The organism is Spartinivicinus ruber (assembly GCF_011009015.1).
GTDB classification, from domain to species: domain Bacteria; phylum Pseudomonadota; class Gammaproteobacteria; order Pseudomonadales; family Zooshikellaceae; genus Spartinivicinus; species Spartinivicinus ruber.
Window position 1 is genome coordinate 6,206,742 of the sequence record NZ_CP048878.1, and the last position, 20,138, is coordinate 6,226,879.

At 39.2% G+C, this 20,138-nt stretch carries 19 protein-coding genes; 6 read left to right on the forward strand and 13 right to left on the reverse strand.

Annotation, left to right across the window (positions count from 1 at the left end; genetic code table 11):
• Positions 1-20: 20 nt before the first annotated feature.
• From gbdR to G4Y78_RS28010, 4 genes are all read right to left on the reverse strand, one after another.
• Positions 21-1,013, reverse strand: a complete 993-nt coding sequence (gbdR, locus tag G4Y78_RS27995; protein ID WP_163836224.1) for a choline metabolism transcriptional regulator GbdR — start codon at positions 1,011-1,013, stop codon at positions 21-23.
• A gap of 342 nt (positions 1,014-1,355) precedes the next feature.
• Complete coding sequence (fghA, locus tag G4Y78_RS28000; RefSeq protein ID WP_329604923.1) at positions 1,356-2,210, reverse strand: S-formylglutathione hydrolase; 855 nt, start codon at positions 2,208-2,210, stop codon at positions 1,356-1,358.
• 15 nt (positions 2,211-2,225) lie between these two features.
• Positions 2,226-3,335, reverse strand: coding sequence for an S-(hydroxymethyl)glutathione dehydrogenase/class III alcohol dehydrogenase (locus G4Y78_RS28005; protein ID WP_163836225.1), 1,110 nt, complete (start codon positions 3,333-3,335; stop codon positions 2,226-2,228).
• Positions 3,336-3,565: 230 nt separating this feature from the next.
• Positions 3,566-4,081, reverse strand: a complete 516-nt coding sequence (locus G4Y78_RS28010) for an Hcp family type VI secretion system effector (RefSeq protein ID WP_163836226.1) — start codon at positions 4,079-4,081, stop codon at positions 3,566-3,568.
• 366 nt (positions 4,082-4,447) lie between these two features.
• Here G4Y78_RS28010 and G4Y78_RS28015 point away from each other — a divergent pair, with 366 nt between their 5' ends.
• The gene (locus tag G4Y78_RS28015; RefSeq protein WP_163836227.1) at positions 4,448-4,804 is read left to right on the forward strand and encodes a thiol-disulfide oxidoreductase DCC family protein; all 357 of its coding nucleotides are present in this window, start codon (positions 4,448-4,450) and stop codon (positions 4,802-4,804) included.
• On the opposite strand, the gene G4Y78_RS28020 is transcribed toward G4Y78_RS28015, so the two are convergent.
• Positions 4,801-6,090, reverse strand: coding sequence for an HD-GYP domain-containing protein (locus G4Y78_RS28020; RefSeq protein WP_163836228.1), 1,290 nt, complete (start codon positions 6,088-6,090; stop codon positions 4,801-4,803). The two genes, G4Y78_RS28015 and G4Y78_RS28020, sit on opposite strands and share 4 nt — an antisense overlap.
• Before the next feature lie 270 nt (positions 6,091-6,360).
• Here G4Y78_RS28020 and G4Y78_RS28025 point away from each other — a divergent pair, with 270 nt between their 5' ends.
• Positions 6,361-7,452: a hypothetical protein gene (locus G4Y78_RS28025; protein ID WP_163836229.1), complete on the forward strand. Its 1,092-nt coding sequence runs from the start codon at positions 6,361-6,363 to the stop codon at positions 7,450-7,452.
• Positions 7,453-7,470: 18 nt separating this feature from the next.
• Here G4Y78_RS28025 and G4Y78_RS28030 read toward each other — a convergent pair whose 3' ends face one another.
• Positions 7,471-8,181, reverse strand: coding sequence for a substrate-binding periplasmic protein (locus G4Y78_RS28030; protein WP_163836230.1), 711 nt, complete (start codon positions 8,179-8,181; stop codon positions 7,471-7,473).
• A 316-nt stretch (positions 8,182-8,497) separates the two neighbouring features.
• Here G4Y78_RS28030 and G4Y78_RS28035 point away from each other — a divergent pair, with 316 nt between their 5' ends.
• The 3 genes from G4Y78_RS28035 to G4Y78_RS28045 all read left to right on the forward strand — a co-directional run bounded on the left by G4Y78_RS28035 (position 8,498) and on the right by G4Y78_RS28045 (position 10,484).
• A complete protein-coding gene (locus G4Y78_RS28035) occupies positions 8,498-9,634 on the forward strand; it encodes a DUF1570 domain-containing protein (RefSeq protein ID WP_163836231.1) in 1,137 nt (378 codons plus the stop codon).
• Positions 9,635-9,894: 260 nt separating this feature from the next.
• Positions 9,895-10,215 carry a substrate-binding periplasmic protein gene (locus G4Y78_RS28040; protein ID WP_268935116.1) on the forward strand — a complete coding sequence of 107 codons (321 nt, stop codon included), beginning with the start codon at positions 9,895-9,897 and terminating at the stop codon, positions 10,213-10,215.
• A 14-nt stretch (positions 10,216-10,229) separates the two neighbouring features.
• On the forward strand, positions 10,230-10,484 hold the full coding sequence (locus G4Y78_RS28045) for a hypothetical protein (protein WP_163836233.1): 255 nt from the start codon (positions 10,230-10,232) through the stop codon (positions 10,482-10,484).
• Between the two features lie 93 nt (positions 10,485-10,577).
• On the opposite strand, the gene G4Y78_RS28050 is transcribed toward G4Y78_RS28045, so the two are convergent.
• The 3 genes from G4Y78_RS28050 to G4Y78_RS28060 form a co-directional block, all read right to left on the reverse strand.
• A complete protein-coding gene (locus tag G4Y78_RS28050) occupies positions 10,578-10,832 on the reverse strand; it encodes a hypothetical protein (protein ID WP_163836234.1) in 255 nt (84 codons plus the stop codon).
• A gap of 391 nt (positions 10,833-11,223) precedes the next feature.
• Positions 11,224-12,414, reverse strand: coding sequence for a hypothetical protein (locus G4Y78_RS28055; RefSeq protein WP_163836235.1), 1,191 nt, complete (start codon positions 12,412-12,414; stop codon positions 11,224-11,226).
• Between the two features lie 534 nt (positions 12,415-12,948).
• Positions 12,949-13,608: a peroxiredoxin gene (locus G4Y78_RS28060; protein ID WP_163836236.1), complete on the reverse strand. Its 660-nt coding sequence runs from the start codon at positions 13,606-13,608 to the stop codon at positions 12,949-12,951.
• A gap of 394 nt (positions 13,609-14,002) precedes the next feature.
• Here G4Y78_RS28060 and G4Y78_RS28065 point away from each other — a divergent pair, with 394 nt between their 5' ends.
• Positions 14,003-14,755 (forward strand): hypothetical protein, encoded by a 753-nt coding sequence (locus tag G4Y78_RS28065; protein ID WP_163836237.1) that lies wholly within the window; start codon positions 14,003-14,005, stop codon positions 14,753-14,755.
• A gap of 168 nt (positions 14,756-14,923) precedes the next feature.
• Here the strand turns inward: G4Y78_RS28065 and G4Y78_RS28070 are convergent, their stop codons facing one another.
• The 4 genes from G4Y78_RS28070 to G4Y78_RS28085 all read right to left on the reverse strand — a co-directional run bounded on the left by G4Y78_RS28070 (position 14,924) and on the right by G4Y78_RS28085 (position 20,134).
• Entirely contained in the window at positions 14,924-15,874 is a 951-nt protein-coding gene (locus G4Y78_RS28070; protein ID WP_163836238.1) for a COG2958 family protein, read from the reverse strand.
• A gap of 321 nt (positions 15,875-16,195) precedes the next feature.
• The gene (locus G4Y78_RS28075) at positions 16,196-16,828 is read right to left on the reverse strand and encodes a sarcosine oxidase subunit gamma (protein ID WP_163836239.1); all 633 of its coding nucleotides are present in this window, start codon (positions 16,826-16,828) and stop codon (positions 16,196-16,198) included.
• A complete protein-coding gene (locus G4Y78_RS28080) occupies positions 16,821-19,841 on the reverse strand; it encodes a sarcosine oxidase subunit alpha (RefSeq protein ID WP_163836240.1) in 3,021 nt (1,006 codons plus the stop codon). Before G4Y78_RS28080 ends, G4Y78_RS28075 begins: the two co-directional genes overlap by 8 nt.
• The gene (locus tag G4Y78_RS28085; protein ID WP_163836241.1) at positions 19,841-20,134 is read right to left on the reverse strand and encodes a sarcosine oxidase subunit delta; all 294 of its coding nucleotides are present in this window, start codon (positions 20,132-20,134) and stop codon (positions 19,841-19,843) included. Before G4Y78_RS28085 ends, G4Y78_RS28080 begins: the two co-directional genes overlap by 1 nt.
• Positions 20,135-20,138: the final 4 nt, after the last annotated feature.

The window sequence follows — 20,138 nt, forward strand, 5'->3', positions numbered from 1 at the left end:
TATTAAAGATGTTCTTTATTTTAACTTGCCATGGCTACAGGCTGTGTTCTTATTTGTAAACCTAACCGCTCGTCTCTCGGTGGAATACCAAAACAATCACGATAACGCTTACTAAAATGTGGCGTAGAAATAAAACCACAGGCAGCTGCAATTTCAATAATCGATAAATTAGTTTGCTGTAGTAACTGTCTAGCTCTTTGTAACCGTAGTTTGAGATAATACCTTGATGGCGAACAATCTAAATACTTTAAAAATAATCGTTCTAACTGACGCCTTGATAACCCTACATAGCTTGCTAAGTCGTCCAAACTAATAGTTTCTTCCAAGTTAGCCTCCATTAGCGCCACTATTTCCACTAACTTGGGTTGACTAATACCTAATGTATGCCTTAATGGAACTCGTTGTTGCTCAACTTCATTGCGGACTCGGTCGTGAACAAACATTTCAGAAATGGATGCACTTAATTCTCGCCCATGAGTATTGGCAATTACATTCAACATCATGTCCAGTGGTGCCGTGCCACCACTACAAGTCAGGCGATCCCTATCGACACTATATATATGGTTGGTGACCATAATATGCGGGAATTCCTCTTTAAAGCTGGCCATATTTTCCCAATGAATAGTACAACGATAACCTCCTAGTAAACCCGCTTTAGCTAATACATAGCTACCCGTACAAATAGCAGCTAAAGGTGTTTTAAGACGTGCTTGCCGTTGCAGCCATTGTAATAAACGACGGTTATATTGTTGTTTTACTTCCAGCCCTCCACACACAACGATTAAATCAAACTTCTCATCAGTTTCTATACTATGATCAGGTGTTATTTGCATTCCATCACTGGCTGTTACAGGGTCACCTGTAATAGAAATAGTTTTCCAACGATAAAGCGTACGATTTGACAAATGATTTGCCATTCTTAACGGTTCCACCGCTGAAGCGTGAGACATTAAGGTAAAGTTATTTAATACCAAAAAACCAACGGTACACGCAGACGGATTAGTTATGGACATGATTATTACTCCACAACAAAACTATATTGAATAAGTTACTCACACCAACCAAGTTTATTAAGTGGTTGGCTACTATTTTTATTTTTTGGCCGTACTTTACTGCCAGGTGTTTCCTATAAATAAAGTTCTTATTATTTCTACTTTACTGTAGTCCCAATCCTGTCCTTTATTCCGGAACTGCTCAACGTTATTCTGAAGTTGTCTATACGTCAATAGCCGGATAAGCTAACTACAAAATATAAACTTTTGTTACAAAGATTAACTATGCTTTCCATAGACTGTTGTTTACTTCAGGCCTGACTCAAAAAGACTCAAACCCAAAGTAAACACTTATCACCTTTTTTATAATAGACCTAAAGCCTTACCATGATAGCGTAGGTGATCTTCAATAAAACTCGTTATAAAAAAGTAACTATGATCATAACCTGGTTGCATACGCAAAGTGAGGGAGAAGTTATTATCTTTGCATGCTTTAGTTAATGCTTCAGGTTTAAGTTGTTCACTCAAAAACTTATCTGCACTGCCTTGATCTACCAAAATAGGTATGGGATTAGTGGATTTCTCAATCAGGTGACATGCATCGAATTGTGCCCAACTATCTTTATTTTCTCCTAAATAGTGGCTAAAAGCTTTTTGCCCCCAAGGGCATTCACTAGGGTGGCAGATTGGAGCAAAAGCAGATACTGATGTATAACTACCAGGATTCTTTAATGCACAAATCAATGCCCCATGCCCACCCATCGAATGTCCACTAATGGCCTTCTTATCAGTGACAGGAAATGATTCAGCAATTAATGCTGGTAATTCTTTAGTGACATAACTGTACATTTGATAGTGGGCAGCCCACGGCTGTTCTGTCGCATCTACATAAAAACCGGCACTAGATCCTAAATCCCAACTGTCGTGCTCTCCTGGTAAGTTAGTGCCTCTAGGGCTAGTATCTGGACACACGATTGCTATACCTAACTCTGCAGCCAGTCGTTGCGCCCCAGCTTTTTGCATGAAATTTTCATCAGTACATTCTAAGCCAGATAACCAGTATAAGGTGGGTATAGCCTGCTCTTCTGCTTGTGGCGGCAAAAATATGGCAAACACCATATCGCAATTTAATACATTGGAGTGGTGTTTATAACGCTTTAACCAACCCCCATGCACTTTGGTTTGAGAAATGATTTCCAGTTGATTTTGTTCAGACATCAGCTCACCTCACACTTAAAATAAGATAACAGAACGAATGCTTTTGCCTTCGTGCATTAAATCGAAAGCGTTATTGATGTCCTCTAAACCCATGGTGTGGGTAACAAACTCATCCAACTTAATTTCGCCTTTCATATACCGCTCAACATATCCAGGCAGCTGAGTACGTCCTTTTACACCACCAAAAGCAGTACCCCGCCACACTCGACCTGTCACTAATTGGAAAGGCCTAGTTGAAATCTCTTCACCTGCGCCAGCAACACCAATAATAACTGACTCTCCCCAGCCTTTATGACAGCACTCTAGCGCTGAGCGCATAACATTGACATTACCAATACACTCAAAGGAATAATCAACACCACCACTAGTCAGTTCCACAATAACATCCTGTATGGGTTGGTCGTATTTTTGTGGGTTAATGAAGTCTGTGGCACCTAATAATCTGGCCATTTCAAATTTATCTTCATTAATATCTACAACAATAATACGCTCAGCTTTAGCCAACACGGCACCTTGAATAACACTAAGGCCTATACCACCTAAACCAAATACGGCAACTGTAGAGCCAGGCTCTACTTTAGCGGTATTTAATACAGCACCTATACCGGTAGTAATACCACACCCCAACAAACACACTTTATCTAACGGTGCTTTATTGCTAATTTTGGCAACTGAAATTTCGGGCACTACGGTATATTCAGAAAAAGTGGAGGTACCCATGTAGTGGTATAGTTCTTTGCCTTTACAGCTAAAGCGACTAGTACCATCAGGCATTACCCCACGACCTTGAGTTTCTCGAATCGCTTGGCATAAGTTGGTTTTACCTGACTGACAGAACTTACAGTGACCACACTCCGGTACATAAAGTGGAATTACATGATCGCCTGGTTTTAGAGAAGTGACTCCAGGACCTATTTCTTCAACAACTGCACCACCCTCATGCCCTAAAATAACGGGAAACAATCCTTCAGGGTCAGCTCCAGAAAGTGTATAGGCATCAGTATGACATACACCTGTTGCAACCATTCGGAGCAATACTTCGCCTGCTTTTGGGCCACCGATATCAACAGTTTCTATTTCAAGAGGTTTGCCAGCTTCCCAGGCAACAGCTGCACGTGCTTTCATGGATGATTCCTTGTTGGTTATTTATTGCATGGCCGATTAGTGACCAAATGGTCAATCAGGTAAAAAATAATACAGAGTGAGTCTATGCAATGAAGTAAAGCTAATTAATGCAGTTAAGATCAAAAGACTTTTGCTGTATAGCAACAATCTTTCAGGTAGCAGGAAAGAGGTTAAGGCGATAAAAAGATATAAATAAAAAGCCCTCAAAGAGAGGGCTTTTTTCAAGTTTTTTATACTTTTGGTTTACGCCAGTCGTCATCACCTGATGTACCACAACACTCGTGAGTCCAAGTAATTTTGCGGTAAGTAAAGTGAACATCTTCCAAATGCGTAAAATGAGCTTGGCTCGGGTCTTGACAGTTAGGCATTGAGGCATTAATTGCCACGATAATAGCATCTTCAATTTCGATGGTGAAATAATGCTCCTGAGTGCCTGTAGCTGAAGTACGATACCAATCAATATGGCATTTTGGTAAACGCTCACCACTTGTTAATGCGTTATATAGCAAAGGTGAACATTTATCGAAAACCTTTGTAATCACTAATGGCTGGTGAACCCGCTGGCCTGTTGGCTGTCCACTTTGCGGATCACGAGGAATTATTACATCGTGACGAAAAGCTTGTACCAGAATATGGTCTTCGTGGCCTTCCTGGAAAATATTACCAACTGAGACTTCAGTGAAAGTACCAGCCGTAATCAGACCTTGCTTCTCACCTTCAATTTTCATATACGCGGGAGTTGGCATAGCTTCATTCCTTGTTTGTTAATTAGAAAAGATATGGCCGGTAATAGTCAAACTACATGCCAATTTGAATTTTTTCTTTTAAAAACATATAGATATGAATAACTATTGAAATCTAACCCAATTTAAAAGAAACAAGTGAGCAGTTTATTGCTCACAAGTAACAACCACTGAGTCATCTATTGCTCACTTATCCTGATAGGAAGCAAAATTATGACTAAGCTCAATTTTTTCAAATAATAAAGGAGCAAGAAACTGCTCACAGGCTTCAATATTCTTCTTCACCTCGAAGAATCTTCTGCAATTGAAAAGCACTGAGTCATTGACCACAATTATTTTAAAAGTGGATTTTTAGAGCCACCAATAGTGATGAGTAAAATAACCATTTACTACGATGCTATATGCCCCAGCTGCCAACGGGATCAACGGTGGTTTAAACACTGGATTGACGAAAGCAAAATAGAATGGTGTGATATTAATAGCAATCAAGCAGCGCTGGAAGAAGCTGGCATCAGCCCAAAGGATGCACTGACCAGCTTACATATTCAGTTAGCTGATGGCAGAATTGTTAATGATATTGATGCTTATATAGAGCTATTAAAATTAAACCCCTGGTTACGGATAATTGCATGGGCCATGAATTTTAAAATGATCAAGCATTATTTACATATTCTTTATCAAAAAAATGTGTATGGACGGTTAAAAAAAACTAATAGGCTACCTTAGCCTTGGGCAGCTTCATCGGGCTGTTGGAGAATGGATTGTTTTTCTTCTTGTTTATGAGAAATTTTTGGTAAAGAGTTGCTGGTTATTAAGTTGAAATAATCATTAATATCTACACCATAGCTGCCATTAATCAATTCACGTTGAATAACATAAGGTTTACTCTCTGCATCTAGGTCTATTTTTGTCATATCAACTAGCCGATGTTTTCTTGGCTCTTTAAACTCGTTTAACAACAATAATACCCTAGGCTTTAAACGACTGATATGGTCATTGTTCATCACAATACCTACTTCACCATTGGTCATTTCAACAATGCTACCTGGTGGGTAAATACCAATACATTTAATAAATTCACGAGCCAATTCAGTATCAAAATGAGTCCCCATCTCATTATAAATTATATTCAGTGCAGTTAATGAAGTTCTGCTACCATCGTAACAACGGCTACTGGTAATAGCATCATAGACATCAGTAAGTGCGACAATTTTGGAATAAAGTGGAATCTGTCGAGCTTCTAATCTGCGAGGATAGCCAGTGCCATCAATTCTTTCGTGATGCGAGTGAGCAACATCAACAGTAATCAAGTATTTATTTTCAGCAGCTGTTAAAATATCTTTACCAAAAACAGTATGCATTTGCATAATGCTGTTTTCGTCTGGATCTAACTTACCGGGCTTATTTAGGATTTCTTCAGGTACCTTGGCTTTTCCAACATCATGCAATAAACCACAAAGCCCTATTTTTTCTATTTCAGGAGGAGACATGCCCAGGTAGCGAGCAAATGTTGCAGATAAAATACACACATTCATACTGTGCTCTGCAGTATACTCATCTCGTTGCTTAATTTGGGTTAACCAACGTAGCGTATCCGGGTTACGTAAAATGCTGTTAACACATTCAGCTACAGCATCTTTCGCTTCATTGATATCAAGCGCCCTGCCAATGCGAATGCCATCCATAATATTCTTGGCCAAACCGCGAGCTTGACGAAAGTTAATAGAAGCTTTTTCAATTTCTTGCTCAAAGCTAACTTTATTAATATAAACCGCTTGGCGTTTTGGTAAGTTAGATTTAACTTTTGGTGAACTACTTTCAGCAGACTTAAATTTGCCTTGAATATAGACGTAATTACATTCCTCTGCTAAAGCGGTGATATCCTCTTGAGATTGAATAATAAAGCCTTGTAATAAAAATGAAGTCTCAAGCCAAGGTTTATCTAGGCGAACAACATGCATACCGACCTCTAGTTCAGATACATTCAACTTCTTTTCTATGTACTCGGTCATTTATAGTTATGCATTCCGTGTCTTTTATTGTTTAGTATAGTGAATGTGCTGGGCTTTACTTAGAGGTTATAAAAAATATAGTTGATCTTAGTTAGCACTTGCATTGCATTTTGAGATAACAGCTTTCACTGATACAACAATCATCAGCCTAATTCTATTTCTTAATTTAAAAAAATCCGTCTTTTAACTAAAAACAAGTTAGTGTGAATTTGATGTTATAAGGAGAATACTTAAAACAACATGAGAAAAATAATAAATTGAGACTTTAAAATGAATAAATTATTTCATACATTACTGCTTCCTGTTATAGCTTCTTCTGTATATATCACTAATGCATCTGCTATTAGCTTAGAGGGACCTCAACGTACACAAGTACTTGCTGAAAAGGCATTTTCAGCTTCTGGAGAGGTTGCGTTACCTAATATTGACTTACCTGCAACACTTCATTTCAGTGAAGAAAAACAAGCATTTTTAATTGAGGTTAGTATTAGCGAATTCAATAAATCATATATTTATTACGACTGGGACACTAACCCAGCAAAAGGATATATTCAAAGCACGACTAGTTGTACCAGCTTTTCACTTGGCGATAGCAAAGCACCAAGTATAAGAAACTTGTTCAAAAAAAGCAGATCAAATAAGAAAAACACCTCAGAAAAACAAGGAATATCCTGGCAAAAAAATAAAAACAAAAATAAGGAAGACATATTAAAGTTTCAGTTTAAAGAAACTGCACTTTTATTCAAAGTAAACAGCATTAAACCAATGCACCAAAATCTATTTAATCCAGCCAATTTAGATAGCTGTATTGACATCAAAGCTGCACACACAAAAAACATGAATAAAATAAAGAAAGTAAAATCAAATAAATCCACATCATCAGCAAAAGAAACACAAGAAGATTTTTCTATTAGTAATTTGCTTTATAATTTCTATGGTTTTTACTCTTCAGTTGAATATACTGGAAGTCCATTTTATCAAAATGCAAATGAACATAAGCTTGCTGTCAATCGTTGTAAAAAAGATGGAGGAGCTGTGTGTAAAACAGAATGGGAGATAGGAGGCCTATTTGGACGTTACGGCTACTATTGTGGTGATGGCTGGGATAACAAGCCATATCAGCCAATGTCCTCATTAGACTATTGCTGCCAGATGCATGATCGCCACGCTTGGGGAGACAATCATCTAAAAAACTTATGTGGTTTTTATGCTTGTGTAGCTTGTTCAGATAAAGGCAGTTATCAAGCATTTATGGATGAACATGATGCTGCCGATATTATTGAAAAGTTTACTAAAACGGGTACCTTTTTAACCGGATGTTCATTTGATGGATGGGTATCTGGATTTAGCTGCAATAATTAATAGTTTCGATAAAGGCTATCATAGAGTTTGATCAATAACTGGACATGAATCTTTTAAGCTTTTTAGAGATAACTGTTTAGAATATTTATCATCCAGCAAAGCAATAGCCTTATTGATATTATTGACCAATACTTTTGCTTGAGGATGGCGTTTTGACACTATGAAGTGCAGATAACCTTCCTCAATTGGCTTAGGGTTGTAAGTGATATAAGATTGGGATTCCTTAGGGACATACCTTTCAATTAGCTCAAACCCATTTAAAATATCTGTAGGTACATAATTGACTCGCCCATAAATAAGTAAGTTAAAAACTAGTGACTCTAGCCTAACTTCACGTAATTCGAAATTATATTTTTTAGCTGCATTAGAAAAGTTATCTCCATAATAATAAGAAGCTGTAACCCCAAAGGGCCCATGATCTTTTAAGTCTGACAAGTCTTTCCATTGGTAATTATTTGATTTTAAATGAAACATTACTGTTTGAACAACTTGAAAAGGATTAGAATAAAAAAAATGCTCAGCACGCTCTAGGTTACAAACCCAAAAAATACTAGCATCATTTTTTGCTGCAAGCGTTCGGTTATAAGCAGTTAACCAGCTATCGTACCAAATAAGTTGAGCACTAAAACCAGCGACTTCTAATGAGTCAATGACTCGCTTAGCGTACTTCCCCCCAACTTGCTCTGATTTAACTGCATAGGGAGGCCACTCAGCAATGGCAATAGACATGGTTTGGCCTATTAAAAAGCTATTCCAATAGAAACTCAAAACAGAGCTGAACAGAATAAGCCTTAGTTTACTAAGTACACTGCTGATAACTACAACCTCTTTTATAACTAGGCTCTTAGCATCGTTAAGCTTTTATCACCAATACTTTATTTTAGTATGAAATTTGATAAAACTGTACTGTCTAAAAACCATTCACTTTGGCTATAGCTTTTAAAAGACTAGGTTTTTTTCTTCATTCTTAGGTATAGTGTTAGCAGGACCTAGGCTCTGCCCTAAATTTATTTTGTGTTGCTAAACAAGCTTTTTAGATAATTCGATGAGACGTACTCGATTTTGGTTATTATTTCTCTTTGCTATTGTATCCTCTGCTGCTGTTATGTGGCAGCATGCGACTGAAACACAGCGCCAACAGCTTTTGACTCAAATTGGTATTAAGCTTCCTAAGAGAGAGCCCAGTAGTCAGCCAGTAAGTAAGATTCCTGTAACGAATGCACTCCCTATTCAAAAAATAATCGATAAAGTTGAAGGATGGCAAATGGCAGGTTTTCAATGTTCACCAACAACCCGTGAAATAACTGAAATAGAACCTACTAGTCGTATTTATAAATGGGTTGATAAAAACGGAAAAGTCCACTTTACCGATAAAGCTCCTCAACAACAGAAAAGTACTGACTTATCTGCAGAGTATACCCGAAAAGCACAATATTTTCGTTTAACTGTAGAGCAACAAGGCAGCAGCTTACCAATTTTGATGAAAGATAAGTTGACTACAGATACACAAAAAGTATTTCAGATTATGACAAACAGCTTATCTTTAGCTGATTTACGTCAGGTCACATTAACTATCAAGGTATTTGATCAGCTAGAACAGTTTAGTCATTATCGTTCTAAAGTGGCGCCCACACTAAAAACCAATAGTGGTTTTTATAACCCTAAGCTCAATATAGCAGCAGTAATGCGCCAGAGAAATGACCAGCATACCTATGCTGTTGCCCGTCATGAGGCTACTCATGTAATTATTGCGGGATTATTTGGTTACATTCCCAGCTGGTTTACTGAAGGGCTGGCAGAATACTTTGAACAAATGGAGCTTTCTGGACAATTAGCCACCATTAAGCCAAACCAAGGGTGGTTGCGTTTATTAGCCAGGCGACAACAGCAAAATCAATTAATGAGTCTTGATCAATATTTCAGCTTTGAAGGAAAAAACTGGTATGAACAAGATTCAGCCACAATGTACGCTACTGCCTGGTCTGTTATTTATTTTTTAATGGACCAGCCTGATACTCAACAGCTTCTGAGTAAATACATGAAAACCTTAAGTGAAAATAAGTGCCAGCCTATTGATGCTAAAGCGTTTTTTACTCAGTATTACCCTGGTGGTCTCACGGCATTAGATCAACATTGGAAAATCTGGCTAAAAGAAGGCAACATTGCCTTGCATCGCTATTAAACCATTTATATGAAAGCCTACTGATAGATGCAGCTTGACTATACTAAGTACATTATAAAAAGTATTAGTGCACCTCTAATAGGTTTAAGCTGTTGAAAGCATTATATATGCTACTATGTTTGGTATTGTTATGCATTGGGCAGGTTGCTGCTCAATGCTTGGATAGGCCTGTTAAGTTTGGCTGGTTAGACGACCCCCCTTATTTTTATCAAGATTCAAGCGGTAATATAGCAGGTTTAGACTATCAATTTGCTTAATTCATATTTAAAAAGCTAGGATGCCAAGTTGTATATTTAGAAATGCCGTGGGGAAGGTTACTAAAAGAGCTAAAAGCTGGGAAAATAGACCTTATTCCAGAAGCATCTTTTACAGAGTCTCGCGCAAAAATATATCAGTACTCTATAGCTTATCGAGAGATAAAAGTTGTATTCTACTCTCTAAAAAAAATAATGAAAAAACAGCAAGAAAATTCTTTAATCAGCTATCTTGATTCAGGGTTAAAAGTAGGATATCTGAGACAGGGATACTATGGTCCAAATTTTGAAAATTTAAAAAAAATGAGGGTTACAGCCATTTATTAGTAAAAGTATCCAGTTTGAGACAATTTGCTCCATTACTAGATTCTGGGCGTATAGCAGGCTTTATTAACTATAAATCTATTTTTGAACAGTTTAAGCAAAAGCTAAGAGAACCTCAACAACTTGCTGTAGTGGAAATGTTATTTAAAGAGCCTCTTTACCTCTTAATGAGTAAACAGTTTAGTGTAGCGTCAGCCCAAGAATTGAATAGAGTTATAAAAAAAACTAAAACAACTGAATTCTATCAAAAGCTTTATCAAGGATACCGATAATCGTAATTTACTCATCCATCAGGATATTTATTATATGAGTAGTAACTGCAACACGTACAAGGCTTTTTTGAGGCACGATACAAAAAATGTTTACTAGTTAGCATCTAGAGCTATAGGCCTGAGACCCTTTAAAATGTCGTGAGAGGTAGCTGATGGTTTAACAAGAGGTTTTAAGTGTGAAAGTTGATTAAACAGTTGATTGAATTTACCATTATTTAACTGTTTAAGTTCAAGTTTAGTGTTTCCATTCCTGCTGATAGTCATTGTAGCTGTTTTATCAGCTGAGGAAGATTGAGCAAATAACGAGCTATTACTGCCGGCTACTCTAAATGAGCCATCAACAGACATGACAACTTCCTTTACCTTTAGTTAAATTAAATACTTTTGAAATATAACATTTGCTTCTATTTTAACCCACGTATAAGTAAGCAAAAGTTACCTTTTAAAATTTACTAAAATATTAAGCTGTTAACTAGTAAACATCCAGTGGGTTATCTACTTCCGTCTCAAACAGAAATGACTAATAAGTCACTTATTCCAAAATACATAATCAGATAGACATATTTTATTAAAATAAGTTGTTTTTTTATAAAACAGGGGTTAAGACTTTATTTTTATGGAAATCATGAGTGACGAGTCAAGTCTATATTAATGTCTACAGCTTTTGGTTTCAAAAGGCATTAATTGACGCCCAAAATTTAGTAGACATCATATTGATTAATCAAACAGTTAAAAGTATTTACATAGATTCTATAGCCAGCATAAGCATTTCTTTCACTTGCTTAATAATGGCTTTTTGTGTGGTTTTATTAAACTCTCCCACGCTAGGAGTGTGAATATGACCAACTGGAAGCAATGGTTGATAGCGATTACGTAAGCGAATGCTACGATAAGAAATTTCATTAGACAAATACCCGCCACCCGAGCCTTCAACGGAAATTGCACTGCTCAGTTCAGCAAGGTTATTGGGGTAACGAATACCTTGTTTAGTAATTACTTTACGGTTGTCATATATCTGATATCGGCCTGTTGCTTGCCTCATCGATTGAGCAGGAAGACTAAACTCAACAAACTCTGAACCATCCAGTGGTTGCCCTTTCAATAGGGGAGTCAGTGGATTATTTGCTGATGCCCCCGTGTATTTATTTAAGTTATCAGGTGCTTGAGCAGATCGGCGTAAACCTGGAAATCGCTCCAAATCAAAGTTTGATCTACCCATGCTGATAGTTGCTACCATGTCAACCAATGGGTTAGCAATATAAGGTGTTAGCAGTGTTTCAACCATGCCACGATCAAAGTCTTCAAACCTAACAGGTAAAATGAAAGCTTCAACAGCTACTTGCTGGCCATTAACACTAAATTTTTTGCCATCAAGTGCAAGTGCGATTGCACCAGAAGGGTTGCTTTGACCAATTTTATAATCCAGAAAAAAAGGATCAAACCCAGTAATTAATATTCTTAGTTGGTCACCTGTTTGAAAGCTAACATCTAATTGACCACGAGAGGCAAGTTCAAACTGCCAAAACAACGACACTTGCTGACTAACACCTAAATTCAGGCTATTTATCCGTTGGCGAATGATTTTACTGACGGCCAGTCTCGCCCAGTAAAGCGGCCTATCATCTATTACTAAGCGACTTGGGTTGCTAGCCTGCTGCCAAAGTTTATGCCCAGTATCCTTAGCAAATGTAACTAAGTGGTTAAAGTCTTCTATTGCTTGAATATCTTGACTGGCTTTATTAATCAATGATTGAAAAGGTACTAATAGTTTGGGCTGATTGACTTGAATAGTAGAAAGCCTTTGCTCTTCTATAGTTGGATTAACAGAAGTATAAGGTGAGTTATCTGTATTTGTTAAATTTTGACTACTGTACGCCATCAAATTTATCAAACTAAGTCCAGTTAAGAAAATAAAAGCCAATTGCTTCATTTGTGACATCCTTATCTATTTGTTTAATATTTATTCTAAAAAATCTACAAATATGGTATGAGCTGAATAATAACTGGCTAAATCAGTAAGATAGTTGATTGTCTTACTAATGTAAAACCAAACACCATAAAAGAGAAAAAATGGTGAAATTTATATTACCTATACTAGGTATTTTATGTTTCCTGATGGGTTTCTTTTGTTTTATTTTAGAATGCATTTACCATGTAGAAATACTAAAATGCCATAAACAGAATTTGGAGTTTACTTGCCAAATACTAAGTATGATTTTCAGCAGTTCAACCAGTAAAAACCCAGGTTTTTTAATAATCGTGACTGGCATGTTAATTTTTATTGCTAACTGGTGTTTGCAATTTTTATTTAACCTAATGAAACCTCGATATAAACTACCGCACTCTGTAAACAAGAAAAGTTAGTCCGCTCTATTTCAAGTTTAAAGTTATTTGTTTCATACCCAACTGAGTATGAAACAAAGTACTGCTGATCATGTTATGAAGGTGATCTTAAAAAATCCTTTTAAGATGGTTGAGGTACCAGCCTAATATAAGGCTTAGGTGCCTTCCACCCATTTGGAAACTGCTTTTTAGCCTCTTCATCTGAAACAGCAGGGACAATTATGACATCTTCTCCTTGTTGCCAGTTAACTGGTGTTGCTACTTTATGTTTAGCTGTAAGTTGTACAGAATCAAGCACTCGCAATACTTCATCAAAGTTACGCCCTGTACTCATCGGGTAAGTGATCATCAGCTTGATATTTTTATCGGGACCAATAATGAATACTGATCTTACAGTCGCATTGTCAGCAGCTGTACGCTCTTTAGCTTTGCCACTGGCATTAGGATGAATCATGTCAAACAGTTTGGCTACGATTAAATCAGTGTCTCCAATTAATGGATAATTAAGTGCATGTCCTTGAGTTTCTTCAATATCTTTGGCCCACTCATGATGGTCTTGAACTGAATCAATGCTTAAACCAATTACTTTACAGTTACGCTTAGCAAACTCAGGCTTCATTTTGGCCATATAGCCGAGTTCTGTCGTACATACTGGAGTGAAATCTTTTGGGTGCGAAAATAGCATAACCCAGCTGTCGCCTATCCACTCATGAAAGTTAATAGTTCCTTCTGTGGTTTCCGCTTTAAAATCAGGTACTTGGTCCCCAATCCGTAAAGGCATGAAATATCCTCCAAAATCAGTATATTAGGCTTTAAATAATCAGCAACAACCAAACAAATGTAGCTAAACCAACTGACCTAGCGTTTGTAATAGGTGTCCTTTGCTACGAGTTTGTCAAACAGGTGGCTTATAATCAATAGTTATGATGGTTCTAGCCTGTAATAAGTTCAATGAATGCATATTCTATTCACTACGAGCAATAAGTAGGCTAACTAGAGTCATCGTAAACATCTGAATAATATAGACTTATAGTTTTTTTATAACAAGTGGTTGCAAACCAACCAGCACAGACATATTATGTCACCCCATAGCCAATTGAGATGATTATAGCCTCCTTACAAAGTTCAGCTATTCCTCAACTCATTAGGCTGCAATATTGGAAAGAGGTACAGCTGTGCGAACGAAAAGCCCAATTCATAAACTCATTAATTTTACTTTTTATATATGCACCGTTTTGCTAATAGTGGCTTTTTGGTTTAGAAACGATTTTGCTTCTCGTTCAGAAATCCAGTTTACTAGTGAAATTAATGAGCCTCCAAAGCAGCTTCGCACGAATAAAAAACCATTTAATATTTATAAAAATGATGTATTGTATAAAGTAGAGCCTTTATATGAATATGAATTAACAGGCTTAGTTGTTTCCTATAATCACCATGATGGAAAGTTTGGTTTGCACAAAAGCTGGAGCGACCATATAAATGTTGCAGATTTATGTGTGGTATGGGGTGACAATGCACAAAAATTAGATTTAAATAAATTTGAATTTTGGAGTGGAGAGTTTACTTGTTTTTACCAAGCAAAGGATTATCTGCAATATAAAATATTTAAAAATAATGAACTATCAAATAATCACTTAATTACTGATAATGAAATGATCGGTGATGTAATTAGTGATGTAAAAATTGGAGATCAAATAAAAATCAAAGGTTGGTTATCCAAATATTCAAACCATCTGGGAGGTTCCCGTGGTACTAGTACCACCCGTGAAGATACTGGTAATGGCGCTTGTGAAACTATTTATGTCAGTGACTTTCAAATAGTCAACAGCATGCAAACTGGCTGGCGTACCTTATTAAATTTTTCATTAATCGGTACTATTTTAAGCGCATTTGCTTGGTGTTTTGGAGTGTTTCGGGGTATTTTTTAATTATACTCATCACTCGACGGCCTTGCCCTTGTGCCCTAGGGGTATAAAACCCCTTCGCTATGAGTCTTTACATCTGTAATTCTTTGGCCTAAAAATGCAATGCGAGAAGTTTATACCTGGTATTTCTCGATAAAACTATCAGGAGCTTTTGTTATTTTTAGAGATGCCCTAAATTTTATTCCAGTCTCTCGGCCTTAAAATTCCGGTTTGATAATACATTGAAACCTGCTCAATAAAATCCCGAAAATCTTCATTTTCATCTACAATGCGGTTGGCTGATTGCCAGTCAACTTCTGGCCTGGCCCTGGCGGGTAAAAGAATTTCACTTTCAAAAGGATTTTCTGTGACGAGCAAAATCACCCCGATCCCATGCAAAGCCGACAGCATTCTTAGCTCTTGCTCCACTAAAGTATCAGCAATACTAGTGGTCACCAGATACCCTTCATTGGCCCAGCTGGAATTAGACACTGCCTGAAAAAACGATTTACGTACAGTAGCTCTGGTTAATTCACGCTTTACTTCAAATGCCCACAACCTCACACTTTGACTGCCACCTTGCCGAACACAGGTTTGCACCAGCTCATTCCAACCTTTTGCTACTGGCTCCATTGCCACTATGTCTGGATGCAACCAGTGATTTCCACCACTACCTCGACTATTGCGAGAGCGCTTTTCATCAATACGTAAACAATACAGGTGGTGCTCACTTTTTAAATATTGAACTAGTAATGGATATAACTCTACTTCTGCCAATATTTGTTGCTGGGTGATAACCTCAATAGCAGCATCATCCTCTTCCAAATCTGAATCATGCCATTCAGGTTCTTCTTCCTCTTCATTGGCATTAATTTCAAACCAATAAACTCTGGGCCTGGGCTTGTCCTGCCAATGAATTTTATTGTCCTGACGTAAAATGCTGGCTTTTTGGGCACCAATTTCAGCCACAATTTGCTGCAAAAAGGCTTTCTCATCACTAAAACGAGGGTTAGAGCGTTTATCCAAGTAATCTTCTGGGTGACGCGCAATAATAGCCTCAGCAATCTGCCGGGCAGTAAATTTTTCACCTGGATTTTCTTTTAAAAACTCAGCTACTTTTTGCGATTGGGAAACCCGACTCATATTACATATTAACTGTTGTATGCTCTAATTAGGGTGGTTATTTTTCACCAGATAGGGGAAATCTGCAAGCGGTCAAATGGAGAGAATATTTTTAGAGACTACCGCAACGGGAAAATTTAACCTGTTATTCTGGGTAGTTTGTTATGAGAGGGGACTAACAGATACAAAAGTATATTAAGTGTTCGATATGGAATAACTGGATATTCTTCCACTACTCTTGAAGTGCCGTCCCTAGCCTATCAAGAGCTAAAAAGGCATCCATGCCTTAGGCTACAGAATATCCTACCATCCCATATCCGCTAACTTTAGTGTTAGCCTAAATCAACTACCTATCGATAATCCATATTCTTCACTGGCATCTACCAGCCAGCGCCATACATAATCAGCAAAACTGCGTCTGACCACTAACTCAAATGTATTAGTTTCTGTTCGGCGAATTAATGCAGTAGCTTTTGCTAAAGTGGTTTGCACACCTTTCCCTACTGGGAAATTCCGTAAATGCACGTCATATCCAGTAGATTTCTGCAAAACCTGCTCAGCGTTTGTTCCAGACAAGTGAAGAATAGTTTGACCACCGCTCACATCCACCACTAAATAATGGCCGTGGAGATGTTCGTACAGCTCTTTCTCTATCTGCGCTTCACTGCCACCGTCTACTAAAATTAGCCACTCATCAGGCCCTAACCATTGCACCACAGCTGTCTTACTTTGGCTGCTTTGATGAGGTTGGGTTGGTAAAGCTGTTCCCAGAGTTTTTTCCACTCCCTTAGTAAATAGTTCATTATTAGGATCCCCCCTTAAAATAAGGTGCCCTTGTAATGCCTGCTCTTTTAATTGCACGCCACCTTGAGGCTGATTGGCAGGTTTTGCAGTTAACCCCAAATGGTGGAGCGGAGATTCTGCTCGCACAGCCAATTGCTGGTCATTAAATACATCATCAGCGACTCTAGACATTTTGGCGCTCTCCTTTGGGGTCTAAAAATATTGGTGAACAAATTTCAGCTTCAATAGTGCGGCCATCTGCTAATGGCGCAAAAACGGTTTCACCCATTTTATGGTGGCCACCTTTTACTACTGCCAAAGCCATAGAGTAACCCAGACAAGCACTTTGATAGCTACTGGTGACATGGCCAATCATTGCCATTGGCTTGGGCTGATCAGGATTGAGTACCAGTTGGGCACCTTCCGGCAAAACCGCATTAGGATCTTTCGGCTTGAGGCCCACAAACTGTTTGCGATCAACTCGAATACAGTCACTACGATCCATTGAGCGCTTTCCTATGAAACTGAAAGGCTTGTTTTTGCCAACAGCCCAGTCCATCCCTAAGTCAAAAGGAGTGACAGAACCGTCAGTATCCTGGCCAACAACAATAAACCCTTTTTCTGCCCGTAAGACGTGCATGGTTTCAGTGCCGTAAGGGGTAATGCCAAATTCAGCACCAGCAGCCATCACTTGCTCCCACACATAATGGCCATAGTTAGCTTGCACGTTGATTTCGAAAGACAGTTCACCAGTAAAGCTGATCCGGAATACTCGGGCTTTAACGCCAGCAACCGTTGCTTCTTTCCAGCTCATAAAAGGAAAAGCTTCATTGGAAAGATCAACGTCGCTACAGATTTTCTCCAGTACTTTTCGGCTGTTAGGACCAGACATAGAAATAGTCGCCCAGTGATCCGTAACGGAGTTGAAGTAAACTTCCAGTTCTGGCCATTCTGTTTGATGCCAGTTTTCCAGCCACTCCAGCACCCCAGCAGCACCACCAGAAGTAGTCGTTAATAAGAAGTGGTTTTCACCTAAGCAGGAGTTAACCCCATCATCAAACACCATCCCATCTTCTTTCAACATTAAGCCGTAACGACAGCGACCAACAGCCAGTTTACTCCAGGCATTGGTGTAAATGCGGTTGAGGAATTCACGAGCATCTGGTCCTTGAATATCAATTTTTCCCAGTGTTGAAGCATCTAAAACACCAACACTATTTCGCGTAGCCAAGCATTCCCGAGCAACAGCCTCATGCATGGTTTCCCCAGGTTTAGGGTAATACCAAGGGCGTTTCCATTGGCCCACATCCTCAAATAGTGCGCCATTTGCTTCATGCCAGCTATGCATGGCGGTGTAACGCTTAGGATCAAACAGCTCACCTACTTCTCGTCCAGTTAAGGCACCAAAAGTAGTGGGGGTGTAAGACGGCCGGAATATAGTCGTGCCCGTTTCAGCTAGCGTTTTGCCTAATGCTTTAGCTAAAACTGCCATCCCGTTGATGTTACCCAGCTTGCCCTGGTCAGTTCCAAAGCCCATGGCAGTATAGCGCTTAACGTGTTCAACAGACTCAAACCCTTCCCGTGCCGCAAGCTCAATAGCTGCTGCGGTCACATCAGTTTGATAATCCACAAACTGCTTGGGTGCCCGGCTGGATGGTTGGTGGTGTGGAATGTGAAATAGAAGCTGGCCTTGCTCAACAGTAGGTTCATTGGTTTTAGGCAATTCTATTGTCTGGTCTCCTTTACCAAAGCCAGACTCAACAGCTGCTTGCAAACCAGTATCAACCCCTTCTTGTAATGCCTTTTCCAGTGAGTAAGTACCTTGGATGCCACCTACACACCATTGAGCCTGGTGAGTTTCGCCAGGAATAAAGCCGCCAATCTCATCACGCCAAACCGGCCTACTCCCCGTGTGACAGCTTAGGTGTACCACTGGGCTCCATCCACCAGAGCTTGCTACGGTATCGCATTCATATTGTTCAGCACTGCCGGTCAATTGATGGCCATCAGCACTCAATGGTGCTACTTCAATCGCTTTAACTCGCTTGCTGCCTTTAACATTAATTACACCATGCCCAGTAAGAACACGAATACCTTTGCTGATAGCCTGCTTGACTAATTCACCTTGAGGGTTAGCCCGAGTATCAACAATCAGTGCTACTTCACGACCAGTTGCTTGCCAGTCGAGAGCTGTTTGGTAGGCATAATCATTGGTGGTCATTAGCACCAATTTGTTTCCGGGTACCACACCATAACGATTAATATAGGTAGCTACTGCTGATGCAAGCATGCAACCAGGTCGGTCATTATTACCAAAGACTAGTGGGCGCTCTTGTGCTCCAGCTGCCAGAATAACTTGGCTAGCACGAACATTGTGTAGCCGTTGTCGAACACCAGGCTGATTCTCACCAACGTGATCAGTACAGCGCTCCACAAGTGCTACCAGGTTGTGATCGTAATAACCAAGTGCAGTGGTGCGACTTAGCAAGTTAACATTGGCCAACGAGCCTAACTCACCTATTACTTTACTGACCCACTGGCTGGCTGGCAGTCCATCAAGGGTTTCTGTGTTGTTGAGTAGATAACCTCCCCATTCAGACTGTTCATCTGCCAAGATAACTCTTGCGCCAGTCCTTGCAGCAGCTAAAGTTGCAGCTAAACCAGCAGGGCCACCCCCAACAACTAACACATCACAGTGGTGATGCATTTTGTCGTAGCGATCAGGGTCTGTTTCTTGAGGAACACGTCCTAGTCCGGCAGCTTTACGAATATATTTTTCATACGTCAGCCACTGGCTTTCAGGGTACATAAAGGTTTTGTAGTAAAAACCAGGGGGCATCATGTTACCACCCAGCTTACCTACCAAACCCATTACGTCATTTTCAGCTGACGGCCAGCCGCTAACGCTCTCGCAAACTAGCCCATCATAAAGTTCGGTTTGAGTGGCTCTTAAATTAGGAATACTGGTTGCTTCTGTGCTGCCGACTTGCAAGATAGCATTAGGCTCTTCAGAACCTACGCCGACAATACCTCGTGGCCGGCTGTACTTAAAACTACGACCAACAATATCTACACCATTGGCTAATAGTGCCGACGCAATGGTATCCCCCTCAAAGCCTTGGTATTGCTGACCATTGTAGGTAAAGCGAATGGGGTGGTTGCGGTTTATTCTGCCGCCCTGATTTAAGCGATTAACTTGGCTCACTACTGCTCTCCCTCCGCTGTTACCTGAGGCTTATCCCCCATTTTGTAGCTTTCTAGAATTTGATAGGTCACGGTATTTCGCGTCACATTAAAAAATCGTCGACAACCTGCAGTGTGATACCAGCGCTCATGATGCAGGCCCCGTGGGTTTTTACGGAAGAATAAATAGTCTCCCCACTCTTCATCAGAGAGCGTTTCAGGGTTTTCTGGTCGGACAATATGCGCTTCCCCAGCGTAATGAAACTCGTCTTCTTCGCGGGTTTCCTGGCAATAAGGACAGTGTATTTGCAACATCTTC